Origin of the sequence: Brachybacterium sillae (assembly GCF_025028335.1) — a bacterium.
GTDB classification, from domain to species: Bacteria; Actinomycetota; Actinomycetes; order Actinomycetales; family Dermabacteraceae; genus Brachybacterium; species Brachybacterium sillae.
Map to the genome: position 1 here is coordinate 2,228,924 of NZ_JAFEUW010000001.1, position 20,728 is coordinate 2,249,651.

Annotated in this window: 19 protein-coding genes; 16 read left to right on the plus strand and 3 right to left on the minus strand. The window is 72.3% G+C overall.

Annotated features, from left to right (window positions below; genetic code table 11):
• Positions 1-45 precede the first annotated feature (45 nt).
• The 8 genes from JSY14_RS10275 to miaB all read left to right on the plus strand — a co-directional run bounded on the left by JSY14_RS10275 (position 46) and on the right by miaB (position 8,873).
• Positions 46-3,045, plus strand: a complete 3,000-nt coding sequence (locus JSY14_RS10275; protein WP_259558864.1) for an FtsK/SpoIIIE family DNA translocase — start codon at positions 46-48, stop codon at positions 3,043-3,045.
• Between the two features lie 65 nt (positions 3,046-3,110).
• Positions 3,111-3,764 carry a CDP-diacylglycerol--glycerol-3-phosphate 3-phosphatidyltransferase gene (gene pgsA, locus JSY14_RS10280; RefSeq protein ID WP_259558865.1) on the plus strand — a complete coding sequence of 218 codons (654 nt, stop codon included), beginning with the start codon at positions 3,111-3,113 and terminating at the stop codon, positions 3,762-3,764.
• Entirely contained in the window at positions 3,748-4,329 is a 582-nt protein-coding gene (locus JSY14_RS10285) for a CinA family protein (RefSeq protein WP_259558869.1), read from the plus strand. Before pgsA ends, JSY14_RS10285 begins: the two co-directional genes overlap by 17 nt.
• A gap of 306 nt (positions 4,330-4,635) precedes the next feature.
• Positions 4,636-4,935 carry a helix-turn-helix domain-containing protein gene (locus JSY14_RS10290; RefSeq protein WP_259559662.1) on the plus strand — a complete coding sequence of 100 codons (300 nt, stop codon included), beginning with the start codon at positions 4,636-4,638 and terminating at the stop codon, positions 4,933-4,935.
• 65 nt (positions 4,936-5,000) lie between these two features.
• Complete coding sequence (locus tag JSY14_RS10295; RefSeq protein WP_259558871.1) at positions 5,001-5,231, plus strand: DUF3046 domain-containing protein; 231 nt, start codon at positions 5,001-5,003, stop codon at positions 5,229-5,231.
• A gap of 294 nt (positions 5,232-5,525) precedes the next feature.
• On the plus strand, positions 5,526-6,635 hold the full coding sequence (gene recA / locus JSY14_RS10300; protein ID WP_259558873.1) for a recombinase RecA: 1,110 nt from the start codon (positions 5,526-5,528) through the stop codon (positions 6,633-6,635).
• Between the two features lie 2 nt (positions 6,636-6,637).
• Positions 6,638-7,276, plus strand: a complete 639-nt coding sequence (locus tag JSY14_RS10305; RefSeq protein WP_259558875.1) for a regulatory protein RecX — start codon at positions 6,638-6,640, stop codon at positions 7,274-7,276.
• Positions 7,277-7,316: 40 nt separating this feature from the next.
• Positions 7,317-8,873, plus strand: a complete 1,557-nt coding sequence (gene miaB / locus JSY14_RS10310) for a tRNA (N6-isopentenyl adenosine(37)-C2)-methylthiotransferase MiaB (protein ID WP_259558879.1) — start codon at positions 7,317-7,319, stop codon at positions 8,871-8,873.
• Positions 8,874-8,970: 97 nt separating this feature from the next.
• On the opposite strand, the gene JSY14_RS10315 is transcribed toward miaB, so the two are convergent.
• Positions 8,971-9,465 carry a YbjN domain-containing protein gene (locus tag JSY14_RS10315; RefSeq protein ID WP_259558882.1) on the minus strand — a complete coding sequence of 165 codons (495 nt, stop codon included), beginning with the start codon at positions 9,463-9,465 and terminating at the stop codon, positions 8,971-8,973.
• 164 nt (positions 9,466-9,629) lie between these two features.
• Between JSY14_RS10315 and miaA the strand changes: the two genes are divergently transcribed.
• The 5 genes from miaA to dapF are packed head-to-tail and all read left to right on the plus strand — an operon-like array spanning position 9,630 to position 14,090.
• Positions 9,630-10,598, plus strand: coding sequence for a tRNA (adenosine(37)-N6)-dimethylallyltransferase MiaA (miaA, locus tag JSY14_RS10320; RefSeq protein WP_259558883.1), 969 nt, complete (start codon positions 9,630-9,632; stop codon positions 10,596-10,598).
• Positions 10,599-10,619: 21 nt separating this feature from the next.
• Positions 10,620-10,856, plus strand: a complete 237-nt coding sequence (locus JSY14_RS10325; protein ID WP_259558884.1) for a FeoA family protein — start codon at positions 10,620-10,622, stop codon at positions 10,854-10,856.
• Entirely contained in the window at positions 10,826-12,847 is a 2,022-nt protein-coding gene (gene feoB / locus JSY14_RS10330; protein WP_259558885.1) for a ferrous iron transport protein B, read from the plus strand. Before JSY14_RS10325 ends, feoB begins: the two co-directional genes overlap by 31 nt.
• Positions 12,847-13,116: a FeoC-like transcriptional regulator gene (locus tag JSY14_RS10335; protein WP_259558886.1), complete on the plus strand. Its 270-nt coding sequence runs from the start codon at positions 12,847-12,849 to the stop codon at positions 13,114-13,116. The genes feoB and JSY14_RS10335 overlap by 1 nt, the downstream gene beginning before the upstream one ends.
• Before the next feature lie 26 nt (positions 13,117-13,142).
• Positions 13,143-14,090, plus strand: coding sequence for a diaminopimelate epimerase (gene dapF, locus JSY14_RS10340; protein WP_259558887.1), 948 nt, complete (start codon positions 13,143-13,145; stop codon positions 14,088-14,090).
• Here dapF and JSY14_RS10345 read toward each other — a convergent pair.
• Positions 14,083-14,724, minus strand: coding sequence for a class I SAM-dependent methyltransferase (locus JSY14_RS10345; RefSeq protein ID WP_259558888.1), 642 nt, complete (start codon positions 14,722-14,724; stop codon positions 14,083-14,085). The genes dapF and JSY14_RS10345 overlap by 8 nt on opposite strands.
• Before the next feature lie 144 nt (positions 14,725-14,868).
• Here JSY14_RS10345 and hflX point away from each other — a divergent pair, with 144 nt between their 5' ends.
• The 3 genes from hflX to JSY14_RS10360 all read left to right on the plus strand — a co-directional run bounded on the left by hflX (position 14,869) and on the right by JSY14_RS10360 (position 19,811).
• The gene (hflX, locus tag JSY14_RS10350) at positions 14,869-16,395 is read left to right on the plus strand and encodes a GTPase HflX (RefSeq protein ID WP_259558889.1); all 1,527 of its coding nucleotides are present in this window, start codon (positions 14,869-14,871) and stop codon (positions 16,393-16,395) included.
• A gap of 68 nt (positions 16,396-16,463) precedes the next feature.
• Positions 16,464-18,449 (plus strand): ATP-dependent DNA helicase, encoded by a 1,986-nt coding sequence (locus tag JSY14_RS10355; RefSeq protein WP_259559664.1) that lies wholly within the window; start codon positions 16,464-16,466, stop codon positions 18,447-18,449.
• Positions 18,450-18,545: 96 nt separating this feature from the next.
• The gene (locus tag JSY14_RS10360; protein ID WP_259558897.1) at positions 18,546-19,811 is read left to right on the plus strand and encodes an anhydro-N-acetylmuramic acid kinase; all 1,266 of its coding nucleotides are present in this window, start codon (positions 18,546-18,548) and stop codon (positions 19,809-19,811) included.
• A 60-nt stretch (positions 19,812-19,871) separates the two neighbouring features.
• On the opposite strand, the gene lexA is transcribed toward JSY14_RS10360, so the two are convergent.
• A complete protein-coding gene (lexA, locus tag JSY14_RS10365; RefSeq protein ID WP_259558898.1) occupies positions 19,872-20,543 on the minus strand; it encodes a transcriptional repressor LexA in 672 nt (223 codons plus the stop codon).
• Positions 20,544-20,728 lie beyond the last annotated feature (185 nt).

Sequence of the window (20,728 nt, forward strand, 5' to 3'; positions counted from 1 at the left end):
CCGCGCCTCCGCCGACGAGGGGAGGACGCGGGATAGATTGGGATCATGGCGACACGTACGTCTTCCCCCGTTCGTGCGTCGAAGGGCTCGTCCCGCACCTCCGCCTCCGGATCCACGCGGATCGGTGACGGGGCGCACGATCCGTCGACGCTGCCCCTGCCTGTGCGCGCGGTGCGCTCGGTCTACCTGGGCCTGGCGCGCGCCGTCGGCGGGTTCGTGCGCGGCGTCGGCGTGACCCGCTGGACGGTCGCCGATGAGCACCGCCGCGACGGCTACGCCCTGTTCCTGCTGCTGCTGGCGGTGCTGGTGGCGATCCCGGAGTGGTGGCATGTGGGCGGCCGGATGTTCGGTGCTGTCCACACGGTCGCCGCCGGCACCTTCGGAGTGGTCTCCGTGGTGCTGCCGCTGCTGCTGTTCGGGTGGAGCCTGCGGATGTTCCGCCGCCCCGACCTGGAACGCGCGAACGTGCGGATCGCCGCCGGCATCGCCCTGCTGGTGACGGCGCTCGCCGCGATCGCCTCCGTGATCGCCCGCCTGCCCGCCCCCGCCGACGGTGTCGACGCCCTCGCCCGCGGCGGCGGGGTGCTCGGTTATCTGGCGGCGGCGCCGCTGGTGGCGCTGATCCCCGGACCGCTGGTGATCGCCGTGTACGCGCTGGTGGCGTTGTTCGCGGTGCTGGTGCTCACCGCCACGCCGGTGCAGCAGCTGCCGCGGCGTCTGCGGGAGGTGTACGACCGGCTCGTCGGTGACGGGGAGGAGGAGAACGCCGAGCGAGAGCAGTTCGGCCTGACACCGCGACGCCGACCCGCGGGACGCTCCGGCGACGCCGAGGGCTCCGCCGAGGAGCAGGCCACCCGGCCGCTGCGGACCCCGCGTCCGCGCAAGCGCCGCCGCGAGGAGGACCCGCAGGACGACACCTCCCGTGATCACGACAGTTTCGGATACGCCGGTGACGGGGCCTTCGACGGTGCCGTCGTCGAGGATGACGAGGACGGCGGGCACGGCCGCACGGGCCGGGGTCGAGGCCGCCGCGGTGGCGCCGCCCGCTCCGAGGGCTCTCGCCGTCCGGCCGCCCCGCATGGGCAGGACGAGGGGCCGCAGCGCGGGACCCCGCACGACCCCACCGAGGTGTTCGACGTCGTCGCCGAGGAGAACGGCCGCGCCAAGACCTTCCCCGCCGCCACCGAGGCCCTGCCCGCCGGGGAGCCCGCCGCCACCGCCCTCGGTGCCGGTCGCACCGGGGTTTCCCGGAGCACGGGCTCCGGGGACGCTCGCGGCACCGGATCGCGGGCCGTGGCTCCGGGGGAGTCGGCCCCGCAGCGCGGGACCGAGCGGGAGAGCACCCCGGAGACCGAGCTGGTGGCCCCGCCGATGGGCGACCTGCCCCGCGCCGGGGAACAGCTGGAGCTCGCCGGGGACATCGTCTACACCCTGCCGGATTCGTCGTTCCTGCTGGAGGGGCCGCCGCACCGCACCCGGTCGGAGGCCAATGATCGGGTCGTCGAGGCACTGGGGGAGGTGTTCGAGCAGTTCGGGGTGAACGCGGAGATCGTCGGATTCACCCGCGGCCCGACCGTCACCCGCTACGAGGTGGAGCTCGCGCCGGGTACCAAGGTCGAGAAGGTCACCGCCCTCGACAAGAACATCGCCTACGCGGTAGCCAGCGCCGACGTCCGGATCCTCTCGCCGATCCCCGGCAAGAAGGCCATCGGCATCGAGATCCCCAACACCGACCGCGAGACCGTGGCCCTGGGCGACGTGCTGCGCAGCTCCGTGGCCCGCGGCAATGAGCACCCGATGGTGATGGGCGTGGGCAAGGACGTCGAGGGCGGTTACGTGATCGCGAACCTCGCGAAGATGCCGCACCTGCTGGTCGCCGGTGCCACCGGCGCCGGCAAGTCGAGCTTCGTGAACTCGATGATCACCTCCATCCTCATGCGTGCCACCCCGGAGGAGGTGCGCATGGTGCTGGTGGATCCGAAGCGGGTGGAGCTCACCATCTACGAGGGCATCCCGCACCTGATCACCCCGATCATCACCAACCCGAAGAAGGCCGCCGAGGCCCTCGAATGGGTGGTCAAGGAGATGGACGCCCGATACGACGACCTCGCCGCCTTCGGGTTCAAGCACATCGACGACTTCAACAAGGCCGTGCGCGCCGGCGAGGTGACGCCTCCGCCGGGCAGCGAGCGGAAGATCGCCCCCTACCCGTACCTGCTGGTCGTGGTCGACGAGCTCGCCGACCTCATGATGGTCGCCCCGCGGGATGTCGAGGCGTCGATCCAGCGCATCACCCAGCTGGCGCGTGCCGCCGGCATCCACCTGGTCCTCGCCACGCAGCGGCCGTCGGTGGATGTCGTCACCGGCATCATCAAGGCGAACGTTCCCAGTCGCCTCGCCTTCGCCACCTCCTCGCTGCAGGATTCCCGCGTGATCCTCGACTCGCCCGGGGCGGAGAAGCTCATCGGCCAGGGTGATGCCCTCTTCCACCCGATGGGCAAGGCCAAGCCGATGCGCATCCAGGGCGCCTGGGTCAACGAGTCGGAGATCCACAAGGTCGTCGACCACGTGAAGACGCAGATGCGTCCGAACTACCGCGAGGACGTCACCGCCCCCGCCACCCAGAAGCACATCGACGACGACATCGGCGACGATCTCGACGTCCTGCTGCAGGCGGCGGAGCTGGTGATCACCACGCAGTTCGGATCCACCTCGATGTTGCAGCGCAAACTGCGCGTGGGCTTCGCCAAGGCCGGCCGCCTGATGGACCTGCTGGAGTCCCGCGAGATCGTCGGGCCCTCCGAGGGGTCGAAGGCGCGTGACGTGCTGGTGCATCCGGATGACCTCGGCACCGCCCTGGCCCGCCTGCGCGGGGAGGAGCCCGAACCCGCCGCCGACGCGGAGGAGGGTGTCGCCCCGGAGGATGCGGACCGGTACGGTGACGATCCGCTGGCGCACGACGACGTCGAGCCCGCCACCGACTATTACGACCAGGATGATGTCGACGAGGACAGCGAGGACGCCTGGCAGTTGACCGGCCGCTGACCCGCAGCGACCGTCACCCCGGGCGACCCGGATGACAGGCCCGACACGGGGCCGGAGGAGAGGCCATGAGCATCGAGCATGACGGGTCCGGCGCCACCGCGCGACCGACCCCCGCCGGGGACGCGGCCGCGCCCGTCCCGCTGTGGAACATCGCGAACATCCTCACCATGCTGCGCCTGGTGATGGTGCCGGTGTTCGTGGTGCTGGCGGTGATGTATGCGGGGTCCGTCCCCGGCCGCCTGCTGATCACCGGGGTGTTCGTCGCCGCGATGATCACCGACTTCCTCGACGGCCGTCTGGCCCGCAAGTACGGGCTGATCACCGACTTCGGGAAGATCGTCGATTCGATCGCCGACAAGGCCATCACCGGTGCCGCCTTCATCATGCTGTCGGTGTGGGAGTACATCCCCTGGTGGATGACGGTGCTGATCCTGGCGCGGGAGCTCGGCATCACCCTGATGCGGATGGGGATCCTGAAGTACGGGGCACTGCCGGCGAACTGGGCCGGGAAGCTCAAGACGGCTTTCCAGTCCGTGGCGATCACCTTCTGTCTGCTGCCCTTCGAGCTGCTCTGGGGCCCGGCCCGCTGGATCGGCTGGACCCTGGTGCTCATCGCGGTGATCCTCACCGTGTGGTCGGGCCTGGTGAACGTCCAGGACGGCCTGCGGATGCGCCGCGAGGCACTGGCCGCGCGCGGCACCGATGCACCCCGCGCCTGAACCCGGCGGGGTCGACCCGCTCGCGACGGCCGTGATCACGTCGGCCATCGCCCGGGGGGTGACCCTCGCCACCGCCGAGTCCCTCACCGCCGGGGCGGTGGTGGCGCGGCTGGTCGATGTGCCCGGTGCCAGCGCCTGCGTGCTCGGCGGCGCCGCCTGTTACGCGTCCACGGCGAAGGCCCGGATCCTGGGGGTCGACGCCGCGGAGCTCGACCGCACGGGCGCGGTCACCGCCTCCGTCGCACGCCAGATGGCCCTCGGGGCGCAGCGGCTGTACGACGCCGACCTGGTCGTCTCCACCACCGGGGTGGCCGGACCCGGACCGGACGAGCGCGCAGTACCCGCCGGGACCGTGCACCTGGCGCTCGCCGACCGCGACGGGGTGCGGGACGAGCGCGTGCTGCATCTGGCGGGGGAGCGATCCGCGGTCCGCGCCGGCACTGTCCGTGCCGCCCTCGAACTGCTCGCCGTGGGCCTCGGCCTCGCTCCCGGGGCCGCGCCGGAGTCCCCGCGTGGTTCCTCCCCGGGGCCGGGTCGTCCCGAGGGTTCAGACGCGTCCCCGTAGGATGTCGGGAACATTCCGCCGGACCGAGGCGTTGAGGGGAGCGTGACTGTGATGACGACGCCCTCCTCCCGTACGCCTCGAACCGAGGCGGCGACCACCGACCGGATGGCGACCGCCCGCGCCGCGGCAGCGTCCCGTGCCCTCGGGCGCTCCGCTGTCAGCCGCCGCCCCGGCGCCGCGCCGCGCGCGACCACGACCTGGCCGCGACCGGCCCGGCCCGTCACCCCGGCGGCGCACCAGAGCACCGGCCGCCGCAGCCCGGCGGTCCCGACCACCGCCCCGACGTCCCCGAAGGGAGGCACGCACATGATCCTGCTGCGTCAGGAGCTCGGCGACGTGCTGCGCACCGCCCGTCAGGCCCAGGGCCGCACCCTCCGGCAGGTCTCGGCGGACGCGCGCGTCTCGCTGGGCTACCTCAGTGAGATCGAGCGCGGCCAGAAGGAGGCCTCCAGCGAACTGCTCGCCAGCGTCACCGAGGCGCTGGGCCTGCCGCTGTCCTTCGTCCTGCGGGAGGTCGCCGACCGCATCGCCGTCGCCGAGGGTGTGAGCATCCCCGACACCGTGCCCGACAGCCTCACCGAGGGTGAGCTCGCCGGCCTGCACTGACGCCGGGCGGGGGACATCGGACCGCCGAGCCCCTGCCCATCCATCGTCCACGAGGAGTCCCACCGGTGCGTCTGAGTGAGTTCCGCACCCTGGCCGACCACGTGTTCGGGCCGTCCCTGGCGCGCACCTACGCGCAGGATCTCGTGCTGACCGCCTGCGGCGGCCGCACCGCCCAGGAGGCCCTCAGCGAGGGCCAGGACGTCCGCGCGGTCTGGACCGCCCTGTGCGACGAACTGGACGTGCCGGAGTCCCGACGCTGGGAGATCCCGCCGCACCTGCGGGGCCGCCGCCTCTGACGGGGTCCGGTGCTGCTCGGCTCGTCGGCCCCGCACTCGAGGATCCGCACTTCCGGCTGCGCCGCGCGCGACCTGCCCGCAGCCTCTGCCACGACACGCCGCGACACAGGGTGTCGTTCGAACGCGTGTTCGGCTAGCATCGCCGTGTCGGTGCCCGCGGCGGCCCGTGGTTCCTCCCCAGGGGAGGGTCATGCACAGTCCGCCACGGTTGCTCGTTCGTCTGTCGGGGCCTCCCCCTAGTGTGGCCGCACCGTCACAGCGCCGGTCGACCCGGCCCCTCGGAAGGAAGTGGACATGCCCGTCTCGAAGAACTCCTCGCCCGCCGGCGGCGGCGACCGCTCCGCCGCGCTCGACAACGCCCTCGCCCAGATCGACCGCCAGTTCGGCAAGGGTTCGATCATGCGTCTGGGCGACGACACCCGCCCGCCGGTCGAGGTCATCCCCACCGGTTCGGTCGCCCTGGATGTCGCCCTCGGCATCGGCGGGCTGCCCCGCGGCCGCATCGTGGAGATCTACGGCCCGGAGTCCTCCGGCAAGACGACCGTCGCCCTGCACGCGGTCGCCAACGCCCAGCGCAACGGCGGTATCGCCGCGTTCATCGACGCCGAGCACGCGCTCGACCCGGAGTACGCGAAGAAGCTCGGGGTGGACACCGACGCCCTGCTGGTCTCCCAGCCCGACACCGGTGAGCAGGCCCTCGAGATCGCCGACATGCTGGTGCGCTCCGGTGCACTCGACGTCATCGTCATCGACTCCGTCGCTGCGCTGGTGCCGAAGGCGGAGATCGAGGGCGAGATGGGTGATTCCCACGTCGGTCTGCAGGCCCGCCTCATGTCGCAGGCGCTGCGCAAGCTCACCGGCGCGCTGTCGGCCTCCGGCACCACCGCCATCTTCATCAACCAGCTGCGCGAGAAGATCGGCGTGTTCTTCGGCAGCCCGGAGACCACCACCGGCGGCAAGGCCCTGAAGTTCTACGCCTCCGTGCGCATGGACATCCGCCGCATCGAGACCCTCAAGCAGGGGCAGGACTCCGTGGGCAACCGCACCCGCGTCAAGGTCGTCAAGAACAAGATGTCCCCGCCCTTCAAGCAGGCCGAGTTCGACATCCTCTACGGCGAGGGCATCTCGCGTGAGGGCGGTCTGATCGACCTCGGGGTCGAGCACGGCATCGTCCGCAAGTCCGGGGCGTGGTTCACCTACGAGGGTGACCAGCTGGGTCAGGGCAAGGAGAACGCCCGACAGTTCCTGAAGGACAACCCGGACCTCGCTGTCGAGATCGAGCACAAGATCCTCAGCACCCTCGGGGTCGGCCAGTTCGCGGAGAAGGCACCCGCGCAGGGTGATGCGGCCGACGCCCTCGGAGAGGACGAGTTCCTCGACGAGGACGTCCCGGCGACCATCTGACCGTGGCGTCCCGGCGACCCGCCGACACCCCGCGGCAGCGGGCGGTCAGGGAGGACCTGGCCGCCCGCACCCGCGAGATCCTGGAACGCCCCGCGACACCTGCGGACCCCGAGGCTGCGGCCCGGGAGAAAGACGTCGTGGCCCAGTGTCGCTACCTGCTGCGGTTGCTGTCCACCCGGGCGCGCAGCGCGGGGGAGATGCGCGAGCGCCTCACCGCCCGCGAGGTGCCCGCCGATGTCCAGCACGAGGTCATGGCCCGCCTGCAGCGGGCCGGGCTGGTGGACGACCTCGCCTTCGTCCGCGCCTGGGTGACGCAGCGACGGGAACTGCGGGGCCTGGCCGACGACGCCCTGCGTCAGGAGCTCAGCGCCCGGGGCGTGGCGTCCGACCTGATCGACGAGGCCCTCGCCCCCGCGGGCGGCGGTCCCGCCGCGGTGCAGGAGGAGGCCCGCTGCCGGGAGCTCGCCCAGCAGCGGCTGCGCCGGCAGGGCATCACCCCCGCCAGCGCCGCGGCCGGCGATTGCATCGAACGGGCCCGTGTGTCCCGCCGCCTCGCGGACTACCTGCGTCGCCGCGGGTACCCCGCGGATCTCGTGCAGCACGTCGTCGCCGGGGAGATGCTCTCCGCCACAGGGCAGTGAGCCCCCGCGACGCCGCCGCGCTGACTACCCTGGGAGCACCATGACCACAGCTGCCCCCGACGCCGCCCGTGGCACCTACCAGGTGCGCACCTTCGGCTGCCAGATGAACGTCCACGACTCCGAGCGCCTCACAGGTCTGCTGGAGGACGCCGGTTTCGTCGCCGCCCCCGCCGACGCCGACCCCCGCACCGGAGAGGTCGACGTGGTCGTGTTCAACACCTGCGCGGTGCGGGAGAACGCCGCGAACAAGCTCTACGGGCACCTGGGCGCGCTGCGCCCCGGCAAGACCGCGAACCCGGGCATGCAGATCGCCGTCGGCGGCTGCCTGGCGCAGAAGGATCGCGCCACCATCGTCGACCGCGCCCCCTGGGTGGATGTCGTCTTCGGCACCCACAACATCGGCTCCCTGCCGACCCTCCTGGACCGTGCCCGGCATAACGCCGAGGCCCAGGTGGAGATCCTCGAATCCCTCGAGGTGTTCCCCTCCACCCTGCCCACCCGCCGCGAATCCGTGTACGCGGCGTGGGTATCGATCAGCGTCGGCTGCAACAACACCTGCACCTTCTGCATCGTGCCATCGCTGCGCGGGAAAGAGCGCGACCGCCGGCCCGGGGAGATCCTCGCCGAGGTGCGCGACGTGGTCGACGCCGGCGCCCTGGAGGTCACCCTGCTCGGGCAGAACGTCAACTCCTACGGTGTGGAGTTCGGTGACCGCGGGGCCTTCGCGAAGCTGCTGCGCGCCTGCGGTGACGTCGAGGGTCTCGAGCGGGTGCGGTTCACCAGCCCGCACCCGGCGATGTTCACCGACGACGTGATCGACGCGATGGCCGAGACCTGGAACGTCATGCCGCAGCTGCACATGCCCCTGCAGTCCGGCTCCGACGAGGTGCTGCGCCGCATGCGCCGCTCCTACCGGTCGGCGAAGTTCCTCGGCATCCTCGACCGGGTGCGTGCCCGCATCCCCGAGGCGGCGATCACCACCGACATCATCGTCGGCTTCCCCGGGGAGACCGAGGACGATTTCCGTCGCACCCTCGAGGTCGTCGAGGCCTCCCGCTTCTCCAGCGCCTTCACCTTCCAGTACTCCATCCGTCCCGGCACGCCCGCCGCGACCATGGAGGACCAGGTGCCCAAGGAGGTCGTGCAGGAGCGCTACGAGCGTCTGATCGCCCTGCAGGAGCGCATCACCCTGGAGGAGAATCAGAAACTCGAGGGCACGGAGGTCGAGGTGCTCGTCGCCGAGGGCGAGGGGGACCGGGACGCCGAGACCCACCGGCTCTCCGGCCGCGCCCGCGACAACCGCCTGGTGCACTTCTCCCTGCCTGCGGGCCTGGGGGCCGACGACCGACCCCGCCCGGGGGACATGGTGACCGTGCGGGTCACGCGCTCGGCCCCGCACTACCTGCTGGCCGACAGCGCCCTGCAGCCCGGTGGTCGTTTCGCCGTGCGCCGCACCCGATCCGGGGACGCCTGGGCGGCTCGCGAAGCGGGGGAGCCCTACGGGGCCGAGGAGCTCGCAGCCTGCGGTACCGGGCATGGCGGTGCCGGGGCGGGCGGACCGGTCACGCTGGGGATCCCGACGCTGCGTCGCGGCTGAACCGCCGCTCGAGCGAGGGGCCGGTCGGCTCGTGCCGAGCGGGGCCCTGATCGGTGGCGCGGTCCGCCTGCGGGTCGGCCGGCGGGCGAGGTCGGTCTCAGTCGCCGAGCTCGGCGACCTCGGCGCCCAGGCGCTCCTCCACCTCGTGGAAGAACGCGATCACCGTGGTCAGGCCGCATTCGATGGCGCGATCCAGCTGCTTGTCGGTCACCCCGGCCTGCATGTCGGCCGCGACCTCGCCGTACAGCCCGACGCTGGATTCACTCTCCCGGCGGACGTACACCTTCGGCCAGATGCGGTTCATGTTCCACTCGTTGCAGACCTTGAGCATCTCGACCTTCCGGGAGATGTCCAGAGAGTGGTTCCAACGGCCCCGGGTCTGCAACGCTGCCCCCTCGCCCACCACCGCGAACTGGAAGCGGTAGTCATCGAAACGGGCCCGCAGGACGTCGGGGTGGTCGGCGTCCTCCACGAACGCGAAACCGTGCTGCCGCAGACAATCGGCCACGCGCTGGAGCGTGACGGGAGCGGCGAGTTCCTGCTCGTGCACGGCGGTGCCTCCGAGAAATGAGACGGCGAGGGATGGGTCCACCGGTGGTCACCGGCCCGGGCAACACTACCCCTCGGCGACGGCGTCGGGGGTGTCTGCGAGACGCGGCACGCTCACCTGCGGGCAGACCCGGCTCCCCACACCTGCCGTCCCGCCCGTCGGGGCATCCGCCGGGACCGGCGACCCGCGCCGGTACAGTGCAGGCCATGCCCGCTTCCCCGCCGCCTGTCGTCGCCGTGGTGGGGGCCACCGCCACCGGCAAGTCCGACCTCGGCATCGCCCTGGCCCGTGAACTCGGCGGCGAGGTGATCAACGCTGACGCCCTGCAGCTGTACCGGGGGATGGACATCGGCACCGCGAAGGTCCCACCGGCCGAACGTCACGGGGTGCCGCACCATCTGCTCGACGTGCTCGATGTCACCGAGGAGGCCAGTGTCTCCGCCTATCAGCAGCGGGCCCGGGCCCTGATCGACGAGCTCCGCTCGACCGGGCGGGTGCCGATCCTCGTCGGCGGGTCGGGGCTCTACCTGCAGGCGGTGCTCGACGCCCTGGCGTTCCCGCCCACGGATCCGCAGATCCGCGCCCGGTGGGAACAGCAGGTGGCCGACCTCGGCCCCGCCGCCGTGCACCGGGAGCTCACCCGCCGCGACCCCGAAGCCGCCGCCCGGATCGGAGTGCATGACGCCCGCCGCATCGTCCGCGCCCTCGAGGTCGGAGAGATCACCGGCCGGCCCTTCGCCGCATCGCTGCCGGAGCCCGCCGACCACTGGCCCGGCACGGTGCGTCTGGGGGTCACCCGCCCCCGCGAAGACCTCCACGAGCGGGTGGAACGCCGTGTCCACCGGATGATCGACCAGGGCCTGCTCGACGAGGTGCGGGCGCTGCGCGAGCAGGGACTCGATCGGGGACTGACCGCCCGCCGTGCCATCGGGTACGCCCAGATGATCGATGTCCTCGACGACCGCCTCACCCTCGAGGACGCGGTCACCTCCACCATCACCGGCACCCGCCGGCTGGTGCGCCGCCAGGACACCTGGTTCCGTCGCGACCGCCGCATCCACTGGCTCACCGCCCACGGGGAGGGTCCGACGGCCACCGACGACCTGCTCACCCAGGTCCGCGCCACCCCGGTATTTCGCAACACCTGGAGTTCATCAGTCTTCCCGGTGAGGTGAGGCATGCCTTACTGTGTCCGCATGACCGCGGACACCCTGCTCAGTGCACCTCTCCGCGACGAGGTCGTCCTCGATGCCCCCGCCGCCGATGACGCTCTGCGCCGCCGCCTGGCCGAGCTCGGCCTGCGCTGCGGCTCCTGTGTGCGGCCCCTGCAGCGCACCCCCGGTGGCGGCATGATCGTCGACGTGCGCGGCAGCCGCATCGCTCTGGACCGCAGCACCTGCGCATGCCTGCTGCTCCAGCAGCGACTGGCCTGACCGGCCGCGCCGCCATGCCCAAGACCCTCGACGCCCCGTCCTGCCACGGGGATGCCACCGGGCGCTCCGCCCCGGAGGGCTCGCCCGTCATCGCCTTCGTCGGTGCTCCGAACGTGGGCAAGTCCACCCTGTTCAACGCCCTCACCGGTGCCCGCCGCACCGTCGGGAACTGGCCCGGCACCAGCGTGGAGATCGGCCGCGGCACCTGGAACGCGGACCTGGGTGACGGCACCCACCGCACCTTCGACATCATCGACTTCCCCGGCGCCTACTCCCTGGACCCGCAAACCCCGGATGAGGCCCTCACCCGCGAGCTGCTCGTCGACAAACCCCTCGCGGAGCGGCCCGATGCGGTGGTCGTCACCGCCGACGCCGCGAACCTCGCCCGCAGCCTCTACCTCGCCGCCCAGGTGCGGGAACTGCCCACCCCCGTCGTCGTCGCGCTGACCATGACCGATGTCGCGGCACGCCGCGGCACCACCGTCGACCCCGCGCGCCTCGCCGAGGGCCTCGGGTGCCGCGTGGTCGTCGTCGACCCGCGCCGCCGCACCGGCATCGGCGAGCTCGCCGCCGCGGTGGACGCCGCCCTCGAGGATCACTGCGCGCACGTGCCGCGGCCGGTCGACCTCCCCGCCGACGCCGACGACTTCGCCCGCGCCGATGAGCGCTTCGCGATGATCGACGCCGCCCTGGAGCCCGCCGTCACCTACGCCGCCCCGACCGGTCGCTCCGCCTCCGACCGGGCCGATGCCGTGCTGCTGCACCCCGTCGCCGGTCCGCTGATCTTCCTGGCGACGATGTGGCTGGTCTTCCAGATCACCACCACCGTCGCCGCGCCCCTGCAGGACGGCCTGGATGTCCTGGTCGCCGGCCCAGTCTCCGCGGGAGCGAGCCGGCTGCTGTCGGTCCTGCACCTGGACCATCCCCTGGTGAGCGGCCTGATCGTCGTCGGCCTCATCGGTGGTGTCGGCATGCTGCTGACCTTCGTGCCGCTGATGGCGATCATGTTCCTGCTGCTGTCTCTGCTGGAGGACTCCGGATACATGGCCCGTGCCGCCGTCGTCGCCGACCGGCTGATGCGCGCCCTCGGCCTGCCGGGCAAGGCGTTCCTGCCGCTGATCGTCGGATTCGGCTGCAACGTGCCGGCGATCGCCGCGACCCGCGTGCTCGGCGACGCCCGGCAGCGGCTGATGACCGCCCTGCTGATCCCCTTCACCTCGTGCAGCGCCCGCCTTACGGTGTACGTGATGATCGCCAGCGTCTTCTTCCCCCGCAACGCCGGCACCGTGGTGTTCGCGATGTACGTGATCTCCGTGGCGCTGGTGGTGCTGGTGGGCCTGCTGATGCGGCGCACTCTGTGGCGGCGCATGGGCGCCTCACCGCTGGTGCTGGACCTACCCGCCTACCAGGTGCCGGTGCCGCGGCTGATCCTGCAGGCCACGTGGGTGCGGGTGCGGGCGTTCCTCCGCACTGCCAGCGGCATCATCGTCGCGACCGTCACGGTGGTGTTCCTGCTGCAGGCGATCCCCGCCGCCCCCGGGTATGCCATCGGGCAGGTGCCGCCGGAACTGTCGCTGTACGGCGCCCTCGCCGGGGTGATCGCCCCGGTGTTCACCCTCGCGGGCTTCGCCGACTGGCGCACCACCGGTGCCCTGGTCACCGGGTTCGTCGCCAAGGAGGCGGTGATCTCCTCCTGGGCGCAGACCTACTCCCTCGAGGACCCCAGCGGCCTGGCCGCCGCCGACCAGGGCCGCAGTGCCCTGGGGCAGGCTCTGCGCGCCACGTTCGAGCAGAGCTCCGGCGGGCATCCCACTGCCGCCGTGTGGGCGTTCATGGTCTTCCTCCTCGCCTACACCCCGTGCGTGGCGACCCTGGCCGCGCAGAAACGCGAGATCGGCCTGCGGTGGACGGCCGCCGGTGTCGCGATCCAGCTGAGCACCGCCTGGCTGCTCGCGGTGCTCGTCTTCCAGACGCTGAAGGTGGTGCTGTGATGCAGACCGTGACTCTCGGAATCCCCACCCGTCGCCCCACCGGCCCGCTCGCGAAGGTCACCGACGCCCTGCGGCACGGGTCCACCACCCCGGCGGCGATCGCCCGCACCAGCGGACTGTCGTTGTCCACGGTGGAGGCCTCGCTCGATCACCTCGAGCGGATGGGCCGCATCGACCGGGCCGTCATGGCCTCCGCCTGCCCCACCGGCGGGTGCGGCTCGTGCACCCTGGGTGCCGACGGCGGCCCCGCCTGCGGCACCCGCCACTGAGCACCGCGCCGCGTAGGCTCGCGCCCATGAGCATCCCCGTCGAGCACAGCACCCCCACCGCCCGCACCGACCAGCGTGGCACCACCCCACTGCCCACCGACCGGACCGGGAGGACGTCGCCTCTGCGGCGCTTCACCAAGGGCCACGGCACCGAGAACGACTTCGTGCTGGTCGAGGACGTCGACGGGCAGCTGGATCTCGACGAGCAGACCGTGCGGACCCTTGCCGATCGGCGCGCCGGCATCGGCGGCGACGGCGTGATCCGGGTGGTCCGCACCCGCGCCGCCGGGATCGACGCTCCCGCCGACGCCCCCGAGTGGTTCATGGACTACCGCAACGCCGACGGCTCCCTCGCCCAGATGTGCGGCAACGGCGTGCGGGTGTTCGCCGCCTACCTGGACCGGGCCGGCCTCGCCCCGGAGGGCGCCTTCCCGATCTGGACCCGCGCCGGGGTGCGCACCATCGAGATCCTGCAGCGTCCCAGGAGCGGGCACGCCGAGTGGATCGTGCGGGTCGGCATGGGGCCCGCCCGGTTCGGGGACACCCCGCGGGAGGTCGCCCTCGACGGGGACGGCGTCCCGGCGATCGCCGTCGAGACCGTCGACGTCGACATGGGCAACCCGCACGCCGTCGCGTTCCTGCCGGAGCCGGTGCCGCTGGAGCGATTGGACCTGAGCCGCCGCCTGGACCTGACCCCCGCTCCCGAGGGCGGCACCAACATCGAGGTCGTCAGCGAGCGCGGCCCGAGACATGTGGCGATGCGGGTCGTGGAGCGGGGTGTGGGGGAGACCCGGTCCTGCGGCACCGGTGTCGCGGCGGTGGCCGCCGCCGCGGCCCGCCGCGCCGGGGACACCAGCGGCGCCGACTGGCGGGTCGACGTGCCCGGCGGAACGCTCACCGTCGGGTGGACCCCTCAGGGGGAACTCACCCTCACCGGGCCCGCGGCGCTCGTCGCCGACGGCGAGCTCATCTGAGGTCTCCGCCCGGCGCCGACTGCGTGACGGGCCCCACCTGCAGCACGCGAAACCCCTTGGCGCTGGCGAGCTTCGTGACCGTCCGCTGCGGCAGCTGCCCGTCCAACCAGGCCGCCAGCGGGTCGGCGCCGAGATTCCGCCCCACCACCAGCGCGGCCCAGCCTGACGGATGCAGTCGCCCGATCCACTCCAGCAGCAGGGCGTGCAGGGCATCCTTCCCGATGCGGATCGGGGGGTTCGACCAGATCGCGTCCAGGCGCAGATCCCCCGGCACCTCCTGCGGGGAGGCGACGTGGAGGTTCGGCAGTCCCAGCCGGCGGGCGTTCTCCCTGGTGAGCTCGCGAGCGCGCTCGGAGACATCCACCGCCCACACCTGCGCGGCGGGGTGACGCAGCGCCGCCGTCAGAGCGATCGGCCCCCACCCGCAGCCGAGGTCCAGCACCGTCGCCCCCGGTGGCAGGGACGGCAGCAGATCCAGTCGGTCCAGCAGCACCGCGGTGGCCTTGTCCAGCCGGTCGCCGCTGAACACCGAACGGGCCGAGACGAGCTCCCGCTCCTGCCCCGCGAGCACCACCCGCAACGGTCGCCGCGCGTCGTCGGTGGAGGGGGTGGGGGAGAAGTAGTGCTCGGTCACCGGCTCAGGATACGGGCGGCCCGGCGGGGTGCTGTTGGCGATAAAACCGGTGTGCCGCGGGCGGCCGCGTGGGAGACTCGGGAGCACGCATCCGCCGGACCCCCTCCGCCGGAGCCCTGTCACCCGACCCCAGGAGAGCCCCGCGTGCCGATCGCCTTCCATCCTGATCCCGAACCCGACACCGACGTCGACGGGACCGCTGCACAGGAGACGGAGGGCAGCACCACCCGTCGGCGCGACCCGCTGACCGAACGGATCCTCTCCCGCGGTGACGCGTCCGTCTCCTCCGTGACGTACACGTCTGACACCGACGGTGACCAGCTGGACCTCGCCGACCGTCACGCCCTGCGGCGCGTCGCCGGTCTGTCCACCGAACTCGAGGACATCACCGAGGTCGAGTACCGGCAGCTGCGGCTCGAACGTGTGGTGCTGGCGGGCCTGTTCACCAGCGGCAATGTCGAGGACGCCGAGAACTCCCTGCGGGAGCTGGCGGCGCTGGCCGAGACCGCCGGATCGCAGGTGCTCGATGGGGTCATGCAGCGCCGCAACCATCCGGATCCCTCCACCTTCCTGGGCCGCGGCAAGGCGCAGGAGCTCGCGGAGATCGTGGCGGAGGTCGGCGCGGACACCGTCATCGCCGACGGTGAGCTCGCCCCCAGCCAGCGCCGCGCCCTCGAGGACGTGGTGAAGGTGAAGGTCATCGACCGCACCGCCCTGATCCTCGATATCTTCGCGCAGCACGCGAAGTCCCGTGAGGGCAAGGCGCAGGTGGAGCTGGCCCAGCTGGAGTACCTGCTGCCGCGTCTGCGCGGCTGGGGTGAGTCGATGTCCCGCCAGGCCGGTGGTCGCGTGGCCGCCGGTGGCGCCGGCATGGGCTCCCGCGGTCCCGGTGAGACGAAGATCGAGCTGGATCGTCGCCGGATCCGCACCCGCATGGCGAAGCTGCGCCGCGAGATCGCGGAGATGAAGCCCGCCCGGGAGGCGAAGCGTGCCGACCGCAAGCGTCGGGAGGTTCCCGCCGTGGCCATCGCCGGGTACACCAACGCCGGGAAGTCCTCCCTGCTGAACCGTCTCACCGGTGCCGGGGTGCTGGTGGAGAACGCCCTGTTCGCCACCCTGGATCCGACGGTGCGCCGCGCGCAGACACCCGACGGTCGCGAATTCACCTACGCCGACACCGTCGGCTTCGTCCGCTCCCTGCCGACGGAGCTGGTGGAAGCGTTCCGTTCCACCCTCGAGGAGGTGGGAGACGCCGACCTGCTGCTGCACGTGGTCGACGCCTCGCACCCCGACCCGGAGGGCCAGATCCGCGCGGTCCGCACCGTCCTGGCCGACATCGACGGCTTCGACGTGCCGGAGATCGTCGTGCTCAACAAGGCCGACATCGCCGAGCCCGAGACCATCGCCCGGGTCCGTAGCCAGGTGGGCGATTCCGTGGTGGTCTCCGCGCGCACCGGCGAGGGCATCGAGGAGCTGCGGCAGCTGATCGCCGAGCGTCTGCCCCGGCCGGCGGTCGAGGTCGACCTGGTGGTGCCCTACACCCGCGGGGACCTCATCTCCCGAGCCCACTCCACCGGCGAGGTCCTCGCCGAGGAGCACCTGGAGGAGGGCACCCGCCTGCACGCCCGCGTCGACGAGGCCCTCGCCGCGGAACTGCGCGCCGCCGCCTGAACAGCACCGCCCGCGACTACCCTGGATCGGTGCCCGCTGCCCAGGACCCGCCCGACCTGACCGTCCTCATGGAGGCGGCGGTGCGGGCCGTCGGCGGGAGCCCCCGTGAGGGGCAGAGCGCGATGGCGCATGCCGTCGGCACCGCGATGGAGGAGGAACGGCACCTTCTGGTGCAGGCCGGGACCGGCACCGGCAAGTCCCTTGCCTACCTGGTGCCGGCGCTGCGCCGGGCCGTCACCAGTGGCCGCCCGGTGGTCGTGTCCACCGCCACCATCGCCCTGCAGTCGCAGATCGTGACGAAGGACCTGCCGCGGATCGTTGCGGCTCTCGCGCCACTGCTTCCGCGGACTCCCACCTACATGCTGCTGAAGGGCCGCGCCAACTACGTGTGCCGTCACAAACTGGACGGCGGCTACCCGGAGGATCTGGCCCCGGGCGCTCTGTTCGCCGAGGCCTCCGTGGACCCCCGGGGAGAGAGCTCCGAACGCCTCGGTGACCAGGTGCGCCGTCTGCGCGAGTGGGCCGAGACCACCGACACCGGCGACCGCGATGACCTCACCTCCCCGGTCTCCGACCGAGCGTGGCGGCAGGTGTCCGTCTCCGGTGCCCACTGCCTGGGGCAGACCTGCCCGATGGTCGAATCCTGCTTCGCCGAGCGCAACCGCGCCCTCGCCCGCCAGGCGGACCTCATCGTCACCAACCACGCCCTGCTGGCCATCGACGCCTTCGACGGGCACGGCATCCTTCCCGAGCACGATGCTGTGGTGTTCGACGAGGCCCATGACCTCACCGACCGGGTCACCGGCGCGGTCACCGAGATGCTGTCCCCGGGGATGCTGCGCACCGCCGTGCGGGACCTGCGGGCCCTCGGGGTCGTGGCCACCGGCCTGGACGATGCCGAGGATGCGCTGCGCGGGGCCCTCGAGGAACTTCCCGACGGCCGCGTGATCGGGGAGATCGGGCCGCGGCTGCGCGATGCCGTCGAACTGGCCCGCACCGCCGCCCGCACCGCCCACACCGATGCCAAGGACGCCGGCGACCATGCCGCGGGCGCCACCGCCGGCGCCCGCAAGGCCGTCCGGGCGAACCTGCAGGAGATCATCGATGTGTGCGAGCGCATCTCCCGGCCCGACGAGGACGACGTTGTTTCGATCAGCCATGCGGAGCAGACCGGCCGCAGCATGCTGCTGGTGGCGCCGCTGTCGGTGGCCCTCGCCATGCGCTCGCGCATCCTCGAGGCCCGCACCGTGGTCATGACCAGCGCGACCCTCGCCGTCGGCGGCCGGTTCGAACTGCCCGCCGGTGCCGTCGGCCTGCGGGCCGCCGACCGGGTCGACCCCGAGGCGCCGCAGCGTCGGGTCGACCGGTCCGCCTGGGCCGGGCTCGACGTGGGCAGCCCCTTCGACTACCGACGCCAGGGCATCCTGTACATCGCCCGGCATCTGCCGCAGCCCGGACGCGAGGGGCCCTCCCCGGCGATGCTCGACCACCTGACCGAGCTGATCGACGCCTCTGAGGGAGGCGCCCTGTGTCTGTTCTCCTCCCGCCGGGCCGCGGAGGTCGCTGCTGATCATGTCCGCGCCCGCCTCGACCTGCCGCTGGGGGTGCAGGGGGAGGACTCGATGTCGAACCTGGTGCGGGAGTTCCAGGCCGATGCCCGCAGCTCCCTGTTTGGGACCCTCACCCTGTGGCAGGGCGTGGACGTGCAGGGTATGACCAGCCGTCTGGTGGTGATCGACCGGATCCCGTTCCCCCGACCTGACGACCCGCTGACCGCCGCCCGCCAGGAACGCATCGCGCAGCGCGGTGGCAACGGGTTCATGAGCGTCTCCGCGCAGCATGCGGCCCTGCTGTTGGCGCAGGGCTCCGGACGATTGATCCGCTCGGCCGGCGACCGGGGGATGGTCGCGGTGCTGGATCCGCGCCTGGCGACGGCCCGCTACGGCGGGTTCCTGCGCGCGGCCATGCCGCCGCTGTGGCCCACCGCCGACCCCGAGGTGGCCCTCGCCGCCCTGCGACGCCTGGCCGCCCAGACCGGGGCCGCAGACCGCTGAGTCGCCGAGCCGCCCGGAGGGAAAAGGATTCCCCGGCGACATCGGTGAGGGAAGTAAACTTCCCTGACGGTGCGCAGACGGTATGCGGAGGTGGCTGTGGGCGGAGGATTCGCTCCCGAGGGACCGGCGGCCGCCCCGACGCCGTTCACCGTCCTCGGGCTGATGTCCGGGACCAGTGTGGATGCGATCGATCTGGCTCTGGTCCGCTTCCGGCCCGACACCGACGACCCATCACTGCTGCATGGCGAGCTGCTCGCCACCGGGGAGACCGCCTGGGATCCCGGCATTCGACGGGACATGCTGCAGATGCTCCCGCCACGACGCAGCGGCGTTGCCGAATGGAACCGGCTGCATGCCGCCGTGGGGGAGGGTCTCGGTCGTGCGGCCGCCGGCTTCCTCGCGCATCACGGCGCGCGGCCGGGGCTGGACGTGCAGCTCGTCGTCTCCCACGGGCAGACGCTGCACCACTGGGTGCGGGAGGACGGCACCGTCGGCGGATCCCTGCAGATCGGCGACCCGCACCGCATCCACGCCGCCACCGGCGTCCCGGTGCTGTCCGATCTGCGCTCCGCCGATATCGCCGCCGGGGGTCAGGGCGCGCCGCTGGCGCCGCTGCTGGACTCCCTGCTGTTCGGGGACTGCCCCACGGCGGCGCTCAACCTCGGGGGCATCTCGAACATCACGATCGTCGGGGTCGCGGGTGGGATCACCGGTGGGGACGTCGGCCCGGCGAACGCCCTGATGGATGCGGCCGTCGCCGAGGCAACCACCGGTCGCGACACCTGCGACGTGGACGGTCGTCTCGCAGCCCGCGGCAGGATCCATGACGACCTGCTGCAGGCACTGCTGGCCGATCCGTTCTACCGCCGCCCGTTCCCCCGGTCGACCGGGCGGGAGTATTTCACGGGGGACTATGTGGCACAGCGGGCCGGGGCGCTCGCCGACGTCGACCTGCCGGACCTGCTCGCCACGCTGGTGGAGCTCACCGCCCGGACCGTCCGTGACGCGGTGAGTGCATACCCCGTGGAGCGGGTGGTCGGATCCGGTGGGGGTATGCGCAATCCGGTGCTGCGCGCGCGACTGGCGCAGCTGCTGGGGGAGCGCGGCATCACCCTGCGCGACGCCTCCGACCTCGGGGTGCCCGCAGACGCGAAAGAGGCTGTGCTGATGGCCGTCATCGGCTGGTGCACCGCCCACGGTCTGCCCGGCGTCCTGCCCGGTGCCGACGGAACCGGGGCGCTGACGGGAGCACGGAGCACGCAGATCCTGGGCTCCCTCACGCCCGCTCGTCCTCCCGCTGCCTGGCCGGTCAGCAGGACCCCTCTGATGCCCCGCCGACTGGTGCTCACGGGCGGCGCCTGAACCTCGGGCTGTCGGCCGCGCCTCTGACGAGGGGGTGGGCGCGACCGCTCCTGCGAGAGGTCAGATGGCGCGCAGCACCGCCACGACCTTGCCCAGGATCTCCGCCTCATCACCGAGGATCGGAGCGAAGGCCGGGTTGTGCGGCATCAGCCACACGTGACCGTCGCGGCGCACATAGGTCTTCACGGTCGCCTCGCCGTCGATCATCGCGGCGACGATCTCACCCTTCTCCGCGACCTTCTGCTGGCGTACGACCACCCAGTCCCCATCGCAGATCGCGGCGTCGACCATCGAATCACCCACCACGCGCAACAGGAACAGATCGCCTCCGCCGACGATCGCCTCCGGCAGGGTGAAGACGTCCTCCACCTGCTCCTGGGCGATGATCGGCACCCCCGCGGCGATGCGACCCACCAGCGGGACGGACACCGACGGGGAGGAGGGCCAGGTCTCCTCCGGGGCCGGGCCCTGCGGATCGCCGCCCTCATCGGTGGGGACCAGCTCCAGGGCCCGGGGGCGCTTCGGATCGCGCCGCAGATACCCCTTGCGCTCCAGTGCCGCCAGCTGATGCGCCACCGACGACGGGGAGGTGAGGCCGACGGCGTCACCGATCTCCCGGATCGTCGGGGGGTAACCACGCTGGGCGACCGCCTCCCGGATCGTCTCCAGCACGCGCTGCTGCCTCGGGGTCAGCCCGGCGGCCGGGGTCTCGGTGTCCTCGTGCGGGGTCATCGCTGTCCTCCTGCGGCCCGGCAGGGGCGCGCCGTTCGTTTGTCGGGGGGTGCTGATCGGATGCGGACATGGCCACCATAGGCGGCCCGGACCGAGCATCCAAACATCTGTTCGAGGATTCTCTTGCGTGTCGCGGGTCGCGGGCCTACAGTCGTACACGTATTCGATCGAACAGGAGTTCGGAC